Source organism: Lamprobacter sp., assembly GCF_034860625.1.
GTDB lineage: Bacteria > Pseudomonadota > Gammaproteobacteria > Chromatiales > Chromatiaceae > Lamprobacter.
Genome location: NZ_JAYESN010000016.1, coordinates 1 through 14474, shown reverse-complemented (window position 1 = coordinate 14474; position 14474 = coordinate 1). Strand labels below are relative to the sequence as shown.

At 61.5% G+C, this 14474-nt stretch carries 12 protein-coding genes and 1 pseudogene; 5 read left to right on the top strand and 8 right to left on the bottom strand.

All coding sequences use genetic code 11. From position 1 onward, the window contains the following. Nucleotides 1-15 precede the first annotated feature (15 nt). Entirely contained in the window at nt 16-228 is a 213-nt protein-coding gene (locus VBE63_RS06230; RefSeq protein WP_323682141.1) for a hypothetical protein, read from the bottom strand. A 42-nt stretch (nt 229-270) separates the two neighbouring features. Beyond that, the gene (locus VBE63_RS06225; RefSeq protein ID WP_323682140.1) at nt 271-1110 is read right to left on the bottom strand and encodes a transglutaminase-like domain-containing protein; all 840 of its coding nucleotides are present in this window, start codon (nt 1108-1110) and stop codon (nt 271-273) included. Between the two features lie 250 nt (nt 1111-1360). Between VBE63_RS06225 and recQ the strand changes: the two genes are divergently transcribed. Next, nucleotides 1361-3736 (top strand): DNA helicase RecQ, encoded by a 2376-nt coding sequence (gene recQ / locus VBE63_RS06220; RefSeq protein WP_323682139.1) that lies wholly within the window; start codon nt 1361-1363, stop codon nt 3734-3736. Between the two features lie 12 nt (nt 3737-3748). On the opposite strand, the gene VBE63_RS06215 is transcribed toward recQ, so the two are convergent. Together VBE63_RS06215 and VBE63_RS06210 are read right to left on the bottom strand one after the other, a co-directional pair. Beyond that, complete coding sequence (locus tag VBE63_RS06215; RefSeq protein ID WP_323682138.1) at nt 3749-4192, bottom strand: type II toxin-antitoxin system VapC family toxin; 444 nt, start codon at nt 4190-4192, stop codon at nt 3749-3751. 9 nt (nt 4193-4201) lie between these two features. Further along, complete coding sequence (locus tag VBE63_RS06210; RefSeq protein ID WP_323682137.1) at nt 4202-4453, bottom strand: type II toxin-antitoxin system Phd/YefM family antitoxin; 252 nt, start codon at nt 4451-4453, stop codon at nt 4202-4204. Nucleotides 4454-4825: 372 nt separating this feature from the next. On the opposite strand from VBE63_RS06210, the gene VBE63_RS06205 reads away from it, so the two are divergent. Beyond that, the gene (locus VBE63_RS06205) at nt 4826-6643 is read left to right on the top strand and encodes an AAA family ATPase (RefSeq protein WP_323682136.1); all 1818 of its coding nucleotides are present in this window, start codon (nt 4826-4828) and stop codon (nt 6641-6643) included. 88 nt (nt 6644-6731) lie between these two features. On the opposite strand, the gene VBE63_RS06200 is transcribed toward VBE63_RS06205, so the two are convergent. Both VBE63_RS06200 and VBE63_RS06195 read right to left on the bottom strand, forming a co-directional pair. Next, nucleotides 6732-7370 carry a hypothetical protein gene (locus tag VBE63_RS06200; protein ID WP_323682135.1) on the bottom strand — a complete coding sequence of 213 codons (639 nt, stop codon included), beginning with the start codon at nt 7368-7370 and terminating at the stop codon, nt 6732-6734. Then, the gene (locus VBE63_RS06195; protein ID WP_323682134.1) at nt 7327-7725 is read right to left on the bottom strand and encodes a nucleotidyltransferase domain-containing protein; all 399 of its coding nucleotides are present in this window, start codon (nt 7723-7725) and stop codon (nt 7327-7329) included. Before VBE63_RS06195 ends, VBE63_RS06200 begins: the two co-directional genes overlap by 44 nt. A gap of 315 nt (nt 7726-8040) precedes the next feature. Between VBE63_RS06195 and VBE63_RS06190 the strand changes: the two genes are divergently transcribed. The 3 genes from VBE63_RS06190 to VBE63_RS06180 are packed head-to-tail and all read left to right on the top strand — an operon-like array spanning nt 8041 to nt 13686. After that, a complete protein-coding gene (locus VBE63_RS06190; protein ID WP_323682133.1) occupies nt 8041-10539 on the top strand; it encodes a site-specific DNA-methyltransferase in 2499 nt (832 codons plus the stop codon). Then, nucleotides 10536-13070 (top strand): DEAD/DEAH box helicase, encoded by a 2535-nt coding sequence (locus VBE63_RS06185; protein ID WP_323682132.1) that lies wholly within the window; start codon nt 10536-10538, stop codon nt 13068-13070. The genes VBE63_RS06190 and VBE63_RS06185 overlap by 4 nt, the downstream gene beginning before the upstream one ends. 55 nt (nt 13071-13125) lie before the next feature. After that, a complete protein-coding gene (locus VBE63_RS06180) occupies nt 13126-13686 on the top strand; it encodes a Uma2 family endonuclease (protein ID WP_323682131.1) in 561 nt (186 codons plus the stop codon). A gap of 81 nt (nt 13687-13767) precedes the next feature. Here the strand turns inward: VBE63_RS06180 and VBE63_RS06175 are convergent, their stop codons facing one another. After that, complete coding sequence (locus tag VBE63_RS06175) at nt 13768-14241, bottom strand: hypothetical protein (RefSeq protein ID WP_323682130.1); 474 nt, start codon at nt 14239-14241, stop codon at nt 13768-13770. Continuing rightward, nucleotides 14238-14474 (bottom strand): annotated as a pseudogene (locus VBE63_RS06170) (hypothetical protein); the annotation flags it as partial. The pseudogene VBE63_RS06170 and the gene VBE63_RS06175, both read right to left, overlap by 4 nt.

Here is a 14474-nt window from a genome sequence, read left to right as displayed (position 1 = left end):
ACATTGTGCTCAAACTCAAGGATTATTTGAGCAAGGCACTGGCCCATACTTTTCACAGCCTGACTTATCTCGGATGGGATCAAGGAACATCGCCTCATACCAACCTACCTTTTTGCCACAGATATGGTAAAGGTTCACCGCGGTGGTTTGACCTTTGAAAAAGGACATGGCGCCGATGGCGAGGATGACCAAGACAACGATGACAGGCAACAACACGAGCAGTTTCACTAAAGGTTCTCCTTAATAAGTTAGAGAGCGAGGGCCATCACCTCAATGCAGCCGCATCGGTTGACCGCCCAGTTCATCGATGATCCTTGTCACGGCAGCAATCTGTTCAGCATCATCGGAGACCTCGACGAAGCGGCGCAGATCGCCAAGCGCCGCCGGCGTATAGTCGAGATCACGGTACAGAAGACCGCGTTCGCGCAGTTCATCAGGCAGGTTCGGCGCTAGTGTCAGTGAGGCGGTCAGCGCTGCAAGCCGATTAACCCGCTCGCCGCGGTCGCGATAGATGCCAGTCAGATTACGCAACATCCGCACCAGGATCTCGCGCTTGGTCGCCGGGCGCAGCAGCGCCGGATGGCTTTGAATACTCAGCGTGCCTCGGCCATAGAGATCGGCTAGACGCTGATCCAGCTCAGCTTCTGGCAGCGCGACCCCGCCGGCATAGACATCCAGCATCAAGGCCGTATCGCCGCGGCCGATGCGGACCAGGAAATGTCCAGGAAAGCCGACCCCATAGGCTGGCAGGCCAAGGCGACGAGCGATCTCGATATAGAGCACCGAAAGGGTGATCGGAATACCGAGCCGACGGCTCAGCACCTGATCCAGAAAGCTGTTGCGTGGGTCGTAGAAGTCGTCTTGATTGCCAGCGAAGCCAATCTCCTCGAACAGAAACTGATTTAGCGCCCTCACCTTGTCGAACACATCGGCTTGTGGCAGCAGGCGCGTACCCGCTTCAGCGGCCAGTCGATCCAAGGCCGCGAGGGTTTCATTGGCTGCTAAGTCCTGTTGAAACAGGCCGCTCACCGCCAGTGCCGCAGCAGCGAGATCGATCCCGTCATCCGGTTGCCGGGCGAGTTGTGCGAAGGCTTGCTGTGCGTTGGTCATTACAACTTCTCCTGCCGAAAGGCATCATGCGCCATTAGCACACGCTCGGCTCCGAACCAGAGGCTCAGTTCAGCACCAGAGGTCGCTCGCTCGGGAGACCGACGCGCGCCAGGTAAGCCTATAGCATGCAGCGTCAAGCCTCTGAACAAAAGCCCAGCATGCGATCTAAACATTGACCCCTTCGCCGGACTACGGGAGGCTAAACAGGCTCTCTAACGCCCTCAACGCTTGCAGCCGCCACTGAACATCGATGGACGCGCCAACCCTCTCGCCCAGCTTGCCGACCTCGCTCTCTACATCCACCGCACTCGAGATCCTCAGCCGCACCTTCGGCTACGCCAGCTTCCGCGGTGCGCAGGAGCAGATCATCAGCCATGTCGCCGGCGGCGGCGATGCACTGGTGCTGATGCCGACCGGCGGCGGCAAGTCGCTTTGCTACCAGATCCCGGCGCTGTTACGCCCCGGCACCGGCATCGTTGTCTCACCGCTGATCGCCTTGATGCAAGATCAAGTCGACGCCCTGCGTCAGCTGGGCTTGCGCGCGGCCTTCCTGAACTCCGCGCTGGATCTAGACCAGCAACGCCAGGTCGAGCAGGCCCTGCTCAGCGGCCAGCTGGATCTGCTCTATGTCGCCCCCGAGCGCCTGCTGACCGAGCGCTTCCTCGCCCTGCTCGAGCGCGCGCAGGTCGCCCTGTTTGCGATCGACGAGGCGCACTGCGTCTCGCAATGGGGCCATGACTTCCGCCCCGAGTACGTGCAGCTCAATCACCTGCACGAGCGCTGGCCGCAGATCCCGCGCATCGCCCTCACCGCCACCGCCGATGGCCCGACCCGCAACGAGATCATCACCCGCCTGCAGCTCGAGCAGGCCGGGCACTTCGTCTCCAGTTTCGACCGGCCAAACATCCGCTACCGCATCGTCGAGAAGCAGAGTCCGCGCCAGCAGCTACTGCGCTTCCTGCGCCAGGAGCATTCTCAGGATGCCGGCATCGTCTATTGCCTATCGCGCAAGCGGGTCGAGGAGACCGCTGACTTTCTCCGCACCCAGGGCTTCAATGCACTGCCCTATCATGCCGGGCTCAGCGCCCAGATGCGTCAAGCCCACCAGGCCGAGTTCCTGCGCAGCGAGGGCGTGATCATCTGCGCCACCATCGCCTTCGGCATGGGCATCGACAAGCCCGATGTGCGCTTCGTCGCGCATCTGGATCTGCCCAAGAGCATCGAGGCCTATTATCAGGAGACTGGGCGCGCTGGCCGCGATGGGCTGCCAGCTGATGCCTGGCTGACCTACGGGCTCAGCGACGTCGTCAGCCTGCGCCGCTTCATCGAGAACTCCGAGGCCGAAGAGCGCTTCAAGCTGGTCGACCTGCACAAGCTCAATGCCCTGCTCGGCCTCTGCGAGACCACCCGCTGCCGGCGCCAGGTGCTGCTCGACTATTTCGGTGAGACCGGCAGCCCAGCCTGCGGCAATTGCGACACCTGCCTGACCCCGGTCGACTGCTACGACGACAGCACGGTGATTGCGCAAAAGGCGCTGTCCTGCATCCATCGCACAGACGAGCGCTTCGGCGCCGCTTATTTGACCAATGTGCTGCTCGGCAAGGCCGATGCGCGCATGCGCCGCTTCGGTCATGATCGGGTCAGCACCTTCGGTATCGGCAAGGAGCTGAGCGCCGACCAATGGAAGTCGGTCTATCGGCAGCTGGTGGCGGCGGGGCTGGCCCAAGTCGATATCGAGGGCCACGGCGGGCTGCGGCTCAATCGCGAGGCCTGCCGGCCGCTCTTCCGCGGCGAGCAGGAGGTCAAGCTGCGCCGCGATCCCGACCGCAAGCGCTCGAGCACCGAGCGCCGCGCACCGGCTGCAGCGCCCACCGACCCCGAGGCCAACGCGCTCTGGGAGCGCCTGCGTGGTCGCCGCCGCGCGCTGGCCGATGAGCAAGGCGTGCCGCCCTTCCATGTCTTCCCCGACAGCACCCTGCGCGAGCTGGTCGCTTACCGACCACGCAACCCCGATGAGCTAGCGCGGATCAGCGGTGTTGGCCTGGTCAAGCTCGAGCGCTATGGCGAGGCCTTTCTTGCCGAACTGCTGATGCATGAGACCGAGCACGGCCGTCCCGAGCATCTGCCGCCGCTGCCACCAGAGAAGCTGCGCCCCGAGCGCGGGCGTGATGTCCAAGGGGGCGCCGTCCGTGGCAGCGGCGGCGCTGGCGCTGGGCCTGGAATCCGGGCAGGAACTCCGGCCGGAGCTGGCTTGAGTGCGGGCGCTGCTGGCACCGCATCCGGCACAACCTCCAGCGGCCGGATCTGGCAAAGCGGCCTCAGTGACACCGTCCGCGAGACCCTAGCACTCGCACGCGCCGGGGCCGATATCGACGAGATTGCCCAACGGCGCGCGCTCAAGCCCACCACCGTCTACAGCCATCTCGCGCGCTGCATCAAGCTTGGCGAGTTGTCGTTGCGCGAAGCCGTATCGCTATCCGAAGCAGAACTGAAGACCATCCGCTACGCGCTTGAGCAGATCCCCCCTGATTCGGCCATGGCACTAAAACCCGCCTTCGACGCCCTCAACGGCGAATACGACTACGGGGTGCTGCGCTGCGTGCGGGCGGGCATGGATCAAGTGTAAGTGAGCACTCGGTCAATCCATTGATTTTGGAGCCGGACTCCGTTGTGGTGCCCATGGATTCAGTAGCGCGATACCCAACCCTTCAAAGTCTGACACATTCCGGGTGACGAGTATGAGTCTGTGCTGAATCGCTGTTGCCGCGATCATTGAATCACGGAAGCTGCGTGCGTCGGGCACATGCATTGGTGCACAGAGCTGCGCCGTTTGTGCTGTGAAGGGCAGCACCTGATCCTGGAATTGTTGGATGACCGTTGTGGCCCATGCGCGCAAAATGGCTCCCTGCAGTGCGTCCTTACGCTCCATGCGCAGCACTCCCATCTCCAGTTCTAGCACCGACACGGCAGATAAGTAGAGCTGGTGTGCAGGTACGGTGTCTGCCCAGGCTCGAACGGCTGCAGATGGCCGTCGTTTGCCGCTGCGTAACTCAGAAATGACATTGGTATCGAGTAAGAACATGCGCGCTCATCAGAAGTCCGCGGGTTTTAGATCGTTCCCGGTGAGTGTTGGCGGATCAAAGTCGATATCCCCGCCTGGTATTGCCTCCATGATCGCCAAGAGACTTTTCGGCGCATCTCTAGTCAGTCTGTAGTAGTCGTCGATCTTCAGCAGCGCGTAAGCCGGTCGCCCCCCGTCGGTGACGATCACCGGGCCAGCACTGGCCGCCCTCTTCGCCTCGGTTAGATCACGCGCAAAATCACTCGAAGTGACTGTAGTCATCGGCATTTCAATGTCCTCATGGGCCGTCTCGACGCTGTGATGAGGCAACGCCAAAGGGGTTGGCAAGCTGTTGCAGCAGCCCGATCAGCACGTCCATCAAGGCTTTGCCGAGCAATTCATGCCGGGGATGCAGTGGGCGCAGCTCATGCAGGCAGTCTAGCCGATTGACGCAGGCCGGTGGAGGGGCTGACCCGTCAAACGACCACGACCGCGGATCTCAAGGCTACAGCATCCGGGCTTCATCCTGCGCCAGCCTTTCTCGATACCATGCGAAGTTGATGCGCAGGCGCGGTGTCGGCGCCGCACCAGGGGGGGATCCAGCGTCCCGGCTCCTTTATACTGCCGACCTGCGTCGCCTTTTGGTCATCCGCGATGAAATTCCCCTACGGCATCGCTGACTTCCACAAGATCATCTGCGAGGGCTACTACTACGCCGATCGCACCGATCGCATCCGCACGCTGGAGAACCTCGGCGATCAGATCCTCTTCCTGCGTCCACGCCGCTTCGGCAAGACCGCCTGGCTGACCACGCTGGAGAACTACTACGATCTGGCGCGTGCAGGGGAATTCGAGGCGCTGTTCGGCATGCTCGCCATCGGCCGCGATCCTACTGCACGGCGTAACCGTTACTTCGTGCTGCGCTGGGATTTCTCCATGGTCGATGCCAGTGGCAGTCTGGCCGAGATTCGCCAGGCCCTGCACGATCACATCAATGGTCAGGTCAAGGCATTCTTTCTGCGCTACCGCGCGCAACTCGGCGACGCCGACCTGAGCGTTGACGCGCTTGGATTGCGCGCGGACAACGGCTTGGTCGCACTGCGTTCTGCCGTCAGCGCCGCCCGCGCCCAGGGCCATGATCTCTATCTCCTAATCGATGAATACGACAACTTCGCCAACGAGCTGATGCAAGGGCGCCGGGCCGATTACGATGCCCTGGTCTCGGGCGAGGGGCTGCTGAAGACGGTCTTCAAGGCGGTCAAGTCCTTGGCCTCGGGCGCGGGCATCGACCGGGTGTTTATCACCGGCGTCTCGCCGGTGGTGCTAGCGGATATCTCCAGCGGCTATAACGTCGCCAAGGACATCAGCCTGGATGCCCGATTCGTCGATCTTTGCGGTTTCACCGAGGCCGAGGTGGCATCGGTGCTTGAGCAACTCGCCGGTGAACAGGCACGCGACCCGGACTGGTCGGCACGCATGCTGGCGACCATGCGCGCCTGGTACAACGGCTATCGCTTCGGCTATGAGCCTGGGCCTGGACTCTACAACCCGACCTTGGCGCTGTACTTTTTCGAGGCCCTGGCCGCCACCGGTCAGCCCCCGCGCGAGATGCTCGACAGCAATCTGGCGATGGACCGCAACCGCATCGACTTCGTTGCCCGCCAGCCGCATGGCGCGGAGGTCATCGGCGCCGCGCTCGACCCCGAGCATCCACCGGTCATCGCCAGTCTGGCGCACCGCTTTGGCGTCGAGGACATGCGCCGCGCGCCTCGGGACGCGCCCTTTCTGGGCTCACTGCTGTATTTTCTCGGCGCACTGACGCTCAAGGATCAGACGCCCTTTGGTGAACTGGTGCTGGGCATCCCGAACTTGGTCATCCGCAAGCTCTATGTTGAGCGGTTTCGCGACGGGCTCTTCCCCGACTATCCCGCGCGTGAAAGCCTGCGCGTCGCAGCCAAGGCCCTCTATACCAAAGGCGACTTAGCACCGCTGATCGCGGTGCTGGAGGCCAACCATCTGCGCGTCTTCGATAACCGCGACGATCGCTGGTCGAATGAGCTGACGGTGAAGACCGTCTTTCTGGTCGCGCTCTTCGCCGACATCTTCTACGTCATGGACTCGGAGACGGCGATCGACCGCGGCCATGCCGATCTGTCGCTGATCGTGCGCGAGGAGATGCGCCGTTTTGCGCTGCTCGACCATCTGCTGGAGTTCAAGTACCTGAACCTGAAGGACATCGGGCTGACGGCTCAAACCCTGCGTGCACAGTCACGCGAGGCACTCGTCAGCCTGCCGGCCGTGGCGGCCAGCCTGGACGCCGCCGAGGCGCAGCTCGCGCGCCACAGCCAGGGGCTAGAACGGGCCTACGGAGAGCGCCTGCGCCTGCATACCCATGCCGTAGTGGCGCTGGGCTTTGAGCGCTTGGTGTGGCGCAGCGTGCCGGCGGCGATGGCTGCGGCCGGACCGGCATGACCCACCGCCCACAGACAAGGAGCTGGTGGCGCCGAAGGGCAATTCCAGTATCTGCAAACAGGTCTTGCTGCTCACCGCTAACCCTCGGTCAGATCCTTGCCCATGCCCCGATAGGACAGGATGGAATCTGGCCGGGACCGCCGGCCCGAGACATCCTCGATCGACCCGAATTGAATGAGATGCGATCGGGCTTCGAGATTGGCACCGTCAACAAGCGTGGCGTAACCATGCGTTCCATGGATGAGATATCTCGCTGATTCGCTCGAGCGTATAGCGCGAAACGATGACTTTCACGCCACGCGCGAAGACGACGACGCAGCCCTGAATCGGGAGCGGTACTGAGTTTCGGTTCGGACGGGAAGGGGCGCAGCGGCTGGCAGAACTCCCGCGGGCAGAAAAACCGGACAAGTCCTAGGTATGGATCGCGCTCTGGCGGCCCGCAGAGGATCAGGTGGCGAGCTTCTCGCCGAAAGCGACCGGCGCGATCAAGGCAGGAATCAGCGCCGAGATCGTTCTCGAAGAACCGGGCGATAGCGCGAAAGATGTTCTCGCAGCCGTTGTAGAAACTGTGCAGCAGATAGCCGATCGCGCCGCGATCGTAGTCGGGCACCCCATCCGGCGGTAGCGCCAGCTTGGCCTCGATCTGCTGGAAGCTCTGCTCCAAGCGGGCAAGCTTCTTCAGCTCATCCTCGATCAGCGCACGCAGCAGTTGTGGATTCCGCGCCATAGATCGTCACCCCCTGGGCTAATGCCTGTTGAATAATCTGAGGATCATCAGCCTCGGTGATAAGGTCAAGCGGGCGCTCAAAGGCCGTCTCCAGCTCCTCCCGCAAGGCCCAATAATCAGCAGCGGCGGTCCCCAAGACCAGCAGATCAAGATCAGAACCCCGATGTGCCTGTCCTGCGGCGACCGAGCCAAAAACCAAGGCGCGTTCGGCGCCATAGCGCTCCAAGATCGGACGCGCGCAGACGCGTGCTTGCTCCAGTAGGGTTGACGAGCGGGCAAGGGCCTCGCGCGCTTGTTGCGCCTGCCGATCTAGGAATCGATGAAAGTCAAAGCCACCGTTCATCCAGGTTTTCACGGTTACCGTCGTTTCCGTTGCTCATCATGCTTGCAGCGCCGACAGTGTTGCTGACCAGAAGTCTGATCTCAAACGAAACGTGGCCGTCAGCGCAGCAAAAAACAGGTCACAGCATCCGGGCTTCGCTCTGCCGCCAGCCTCGCTCGCTACCAGAGGGCTCAACAGTTGTAACATAGGCCAGATAGTCCTGCTCATCGTCGGCACAACCTGCTCAGCAACAATCTGCCCCCCAACCCAGCGGGCCAACCGAGCATCCAGTCGACCCGTCGCAAGAGCGCCAGAATCCAAGTTTCCCATCCCGCCAAGGAGCCCATAGTGGCCTCGATCGACGACCTCATCGCCCAAGTCTCAGAACCACGCGTGCGCGATCAGCTCAAGCGCGAGTGGGCGGAGGTGCGCAAGACGCGGCAGTTTGGGCTGGTGTTCGACCGTCACTTGCCAGAGCTGGTACCGCTGCCGAAGGTGGCACCCAGGCGTGGTGATCTGGTGGCGAAGAAAGGTCAGTCGCTCACCGAGCGCTGGCAGGTGCGCCGAGTCCGCGATGGGGTGGCCGAATGCGTCCGCCCCGAAGGCACAGCAGATGCCGGCGCGCGCTTCGACTGGCCGCTGGCGGAGCTGGTGGTGGTGCGCCAGTTCGGCGAGCCGATCTTTCCCTCGCTCACCCCCATCGATCAGGTACAGAACGGCCCAGCCGATGCGCCCTGGCATGGTCTGATCGAGGCCGATAACTACCATGCGCTGCAACTGTTGGGCTACCTCTATGCGGGACAGGTCGACTGCATCTATATCGATCCGCCCTACAACACCGGGGCTCGGGATTGGAAGTACAACAATGACTATGTCGATAAGAATGATGCCTGGCGACATTCCAAGTGGTTGTCTTTTATGGAAAAGCGTTTGCAATTGGCAAGAAGGTTACTGAATCCATCTGCAGCAGTATTGATTATCACCATAGATGAAAAAGAGTATACGCATCTAGGTCTTCTACTAGAAGATGTATTCAAGGGTTGCAAGCTGCAAATGGTCAGCACCCTTATTAACCCCGCCGGTGTTGCGCGTGAAGGTGGTTTTGCTCGAAGTGATGAATATATCTTCTTCGTAACTCTGGGAGACTCTGCGCCGCAGAGACTTCGACTGAAGCGCGATTGGGTTTCAGCCAAAGGCAGAACTCATACAGGCAACATCCGATGGGATCTGTTGCGTCGCTCAGGTACCAATACGACGAGAAGCCATTCGCCCGGCTGCTTTTTTCCAATCTATGTTGACCCCGACGTTCCGAAGGTCGAACTCGTTGGCGATGCTCTGCCAGCAGGGGTTTCGTTACCTGAACCAATAAATGGTTTAGTGCCTGTACTGCCAATTCGTAAAGACGGAAGCGAGGGAGTTTGGCAGTGGTCAGCAATGACTTTCAGGGAGCGACTGCTGCAAGGAAGGGTCCGCATTACTGGTTCACGGGAACGGGGATTTGTTATCTCCATCCTAAAAGATGGCGAGTACGCGAAGATCCATAGAGGTGAGTTTCAGGAAATCGGCAGAGGCCCTGACGGGTCGATAATTGTCGATAGTATTGATACGGATTTTGTGCGGGCGGTCCCGGCTAGTCAATGGCGAATTAGCTCGCATGATGCGACTCAATACGGGTCACGTTTCCTGTCAGAAATTATTCCTGACCTTAAGTTTCCCTTTCCGAAAAGCATTTACGCAGTCCATGATTGCATCCGCTTTTTTGTTGCGGATCGGCCAAACGCGATTATTCTTGATTTCTTTTGTGGGAGTGGCACCACCCTGAATGCAGTCAACCTGCTCAATGCCACCGACGGAGGCCAGCGCCGCTGCATCCTGGTCACCAACAACGAGGTCTCGGGCGACGAAGCGGAAGCCATGCGCGCTCGTGGGCTACAACCGGGCGATGAGGCTTGGGAAGCTCAGGGCATCTGCCGCTCGGTGACCTGGCCGCGTAGCCAATTCACCATTCGCGGGCAGCGTGACGACGGCACCCCGCTACCGGGTGACTATCTAACCGGCGGAACGGTCGAGCGCGAGCGCCCGCGTCGCATCGTCCATATCGGCTTCGTCGATCCGGCCGCACTCAACACGGCAGCACGCAAAAAGCAACTGGTCGCGCTGCTGCCCGATCTGCCGCAAAAGCTCGTGACGCGCGATAACGCTTATATCGTCTCAGAGGATCATTCCGCCAGCGTCCTGTTCCACGAGGAAGCCGCCTCAGACTGGCTGGATGCGCTGGAGGGCCAAGATCAGATTTCCGACCTCTACGTTGTCGCGACGACCAAGGCGGTCTTCGATCGGATCAAGTCAGAGGTGCAGAACCTGCTTGGCCCCTTGCGCATCACCGAGGAAGAAAAGCGCCCGCTCGCCGAGGGCTTTGCCGCCAATCTCGCCTACTTCCGCTTGGACTTTCTCGACCAACATCGGGTCGCGCTCAAACGCGCCTTTCGCGAGATTCTGCCGCTGCTCTGGCTCAAGGCCGGGGCCATTGGGCAGCGACCGGAGTTGCCCACCGAAGCGCCCGATCCCGACTTCTTCGCACCGCCGGAGAACCCCTTCGCAGTCCTGCTCGATGAAGGCGCCATGCAACCCTTGCTGCAGGCACTCGATGGGCGCGCCGATCTGCGCCTGCTGTTCATCGTCACCGATGCCGAGGAGGCCTTCCAGGAATTGTCCGCCGAGGCACGCGCTCGTCTGACGGCCTCAAGTCCGGCCTTGGAAACGGTGCAGCTCTACCGGGATTACCTCGAGAACTTCCTAATCAATATCGACCCGACCCAGGCCGCGCAGCGGGAGGCTGGCCGATGAAATTCGAGCTGTTCGACTTTCAGCAAACCGCGCTGGAGCAGTTGCGCGTGCGCGTCAGGCAGGCGCGCGCACTGGCGAGTCCACAGTATCCACAGGCCATCGCTTTCTCGGCGCCAACCGGTAGCGGCAAAACGGTGATCATGGCCGCGCTGTTCGAGGACATCCTGTTCGGCGCGCTGGGCCTGGAGGCCCAACCCGATGCCTCCATCCTCTGGCTCTCCGACATGCCAGAGCTGAACGAACAGACGCATAAGCGCATCAACCAGGTCTCGGATCGCATCGGCGAGCAGCGCCTGCTGACCATCGATGCCGATTTCGATCGCGAGCGCCTGGAGCCGGGCGTGATCCACTTCATCAACATCCAGAAGCTCGGCAACGACAAGCGCCTGACCCGCCGCGGCGACAGCCGTGCTTACCCGATTTGGAGCACCTTCACCAACACTGCCCGCTCAGGCCCGGAGCGCTTCTATCTAGTCATCGACGAAGCGCATCGTGGTATGACCAGTGCCCGCAACCGCAACGAGGCCCGCACCCTGGTGCAACGCTTTCTGCTTGGGCATGCCGCAAGCGGTCTGATCCCGATGCCGTTGGTGATCGGCATCTCGGCCACACCCAAGCGCTTCATCGATCTGCTTGAGCAGGCACCGCACAGCCAGCACAAGGTCAGCGTGCCGGTGGCCGATGTGCGCGCATCAGGCTTGCTGAAAGATCGGGTACCGATTCACCACCCAGACCAGGCAGGCGACGCGGAGATGACGCTGCTCGAAGAGGCCGCCTGCACCTGGATGAAGATGCGCCGCGCCTGGGACGCCTACTGCACAGCAGAGCACGAGCCGCAGCGGGTCTGGCCGGTGCTGGTGGTGCAGATTGAGAACGGCGGCGAGAACCAGACCTCGCGCACCGATCTGGCTGCCGCGCTGGCCGCCATCGAGCGCGCCATCGGCGAGCCCCTGCGCGAAGGCGAGGCGGTGCATGCGCTGCATGACTGCGGCGACCTGGCGATCCGTGGTCACAACATCCGTCGAGTGGATGCCTCGCGCATCGATGAGAACAAGGACATCGGCGTGGTCTTCTTCAAGACCAGTCTGTCGACCGGCTGGGATTGCCCGCGCGCCGAAGTGATGATGTCCTTTCGCCGGGCAGAGGATCACACCTACATCGCCCAGTTGCTGGGACGCATGGTGCGCACCCCCCTGGCGCGGCGGATCGAGCGCGATGCAACGCTGAACGACGTGCATCTGTTCCTGCCTCATTTCGACAAGGATGCGGTCGAGGCGGTGATTCAGGATCTCAACAACGTCGAGGAAACACCGCCGGCCGAGACCGGCTCCAGCCGCGAGCTGGTGATCTTGACCCGGCGACCGGGCACCGAGGCGATCTTTGCCGCCAGCGAAGCGCTCAAGACCTATCGGGTCAACGCCGTGCGCGCTCAGAGTCCGATCCGGCGCTATGTCGATTTGGGTCGGCGGCTGAATATCGACGCGATCGAGCCGTCCGCCTGGAAGCAGGCCAAGCAGCAGATGATCGCCTGGATGCAACAAGCGGTTGAACAACTCAAAGCAGACGACCGCTATGCCAAGGCCGAGGCAGCGATCACGCGCGTGAAGGTGACCACCATTACCGCAGAGTCCGACCCGGATCACCCGGAACTGCTTGGCAGTGGCCTCAGCACTCCGGTGCGCGACTACGCGTTGGAGGTCTCCGAGGCCGACATCGAGCGACAGTTTGCCGAGGCGGGCCGCCGGTTCAGCAACGCCTTGCATCAAGCCTACTGGGAAGCCCAGGCTGAGCGCGATGCCTTGGAGGTCAAGGTCGAAGTCATCGTCCTGAGCCGTCAGCCGCAGAGCATCGCGGATCTCGAAGCCAAGGCCGAGCAGGCGTTCAATCGCCTCTACGATCAGCACAAACAGGCCATCGGCAAGCTAGGCGAGAAGGAGCGACAGCGTTACGACCGACTGCGCCTCGCAACCGCCAAACCGCAGCCGATCGACTGGCGGCTAGAAGCCAGCATCGACTTCCGTCGCAGCGCAAACGCACCGATCTACCCGAAGCACCTGTATCTGGAGGAAGACGGCCAGTTTCGGGCGGACCTTGGCACTTGGGAGCGTGAACTGCTTGAACAAGAACTGGCCAAGCCGGACCGCTTGGCCTGGCTGCGCAACCTGGATCGCAAGTCCTGGTCGCTGGAGATCCCCTACCAAACCGGCAGCGACATTCGGCCGATGTTTCCCGATTTGGTCATGGTGCGCCAGCAAACCGCTGTCGATGGAGAAGAGCCCAGCTATCTGTTCGACATCCTCGAACCGCATGACCCGAGTCGATCTGACAATTTTGAGAAGGCCATCGGCCTGGCACGCTTTGCCGAACAGCATGGGCATCTGTTTGGACGGATTCAACTGCTACGCAAAGTCAGCGGCGATCACTTCCAGCACCTGGAGATGAATGACTCCAACATCTGCAGACAGGTCTTGCTGGTCACCGCTAACCCGCAGTTGGATGCGTTGTTTGATGCGCATGGGCAGATTTGTTGATTGATCAAACAATGAGTAATGCGCTCCTACAAAGGCCGTCAAACAGGCAACAGCCATGCAACATGCTTACATGCAAACGCTGTACGAACAGCTCGAAACCCTGCCCGAGGGGCTGACAGGAGAGATCCTCAACGGCCAATTGCACACCCAACCTCGGCCAGCCGGACCTCACGCGAAAGCAGAAAGCGAGCTGACCTACGATCTGGTCGGCAGCTATGGGCGCGGTCGGGGCGGACCCGGCGGCTGGTGGATCATCGTCGAGCCCGAGATCCACTTCATCACCGATGTGGAGGTCGCGGTTCCTGACCTTGCGGGTTGGCGCAAAGCACGCATGCCTCAAATCCCCGAGGGACATCGCTTCGAGATCGTCCCGGATTGGGTCTGCGAGATCTTGTCCCCCTCGACCGAAAGCAAAGACCGTCACATCAAGATGCCCCTCTACGCCCATTACGGGGTTGCCTACGTCTGGCTCGTTGATCCCAAACGACGAACTTTCGAGGCCTATGGACTGGATAGCGGCGAATGGCGGTTACTCGCGGAGGCAGCCGGCAACGGCTGCATCGCGGTCGCCCCCTTCGAGGCACTGATGCTCGAGCTCAGCAACCTCTGGAGCTGACGCCGAGGCTCATTAAAGCGAGCGAGCGTTGCCTCAACCGCGCGATCTGCGTAACAACCCGACGAGATGCATGGGCGGGAATCAGTGATGCTCAGCAACGAGCGTGCTCGCGACTTGTCGCAGTCGCTCGACCATACTCAGCAGGGCCGGGGTCTCGGCGTGGATGCCGTTGAGCAGATCGGCAATCGTCTCCGGATCGGGATACTCATGGCCGACGGCATTGCGCAGACTGCGCTGCCGTTCCCAATCAGCGGTTGTGGTGACAATACCTTGCTTCTGCATCAGCGCGTGGAGCGCAAGGAAGCTCGCGTCCGCCTTTGGCTCCAACTGCGCCCGGGCCAGCGCACGCATGGCCGGTGCAAGCAGATCCTGGCAACGCGCATAACGCACGGCCAGGGTATCAAGCCGCTCCTGGTCGATTTGGCTCAAGGTGTTGAGCCGCACCGATGTCAGCGGGAAATGCCCCGCCAGATCACCATGGGTGGCGCGTAAGCGTGCCGCGGCTTGACTCAGAGCCTGAACGGTTTCCGCCAACACCTCTGCGTGCACACTCATAACTGTTGTCCTTCCGCCACGGCCTGGCGCATGAAGGCCGTTGGCGAGCCGCGTCGCACCACCACATCAAATGGCCGCTTGAGCCGCCGCTCCAACTCGCGCGCGCAGGCCTGACGGGCGAGTAAGAGATTGTCCACGACCGGTGCGTTCGGCTCGATATAGAGATCAACATCACCGCCGATGGCGCGATCGTCAAGTGCCGAGCCAAACAGCCAGATTGCACTGCCGCGCCC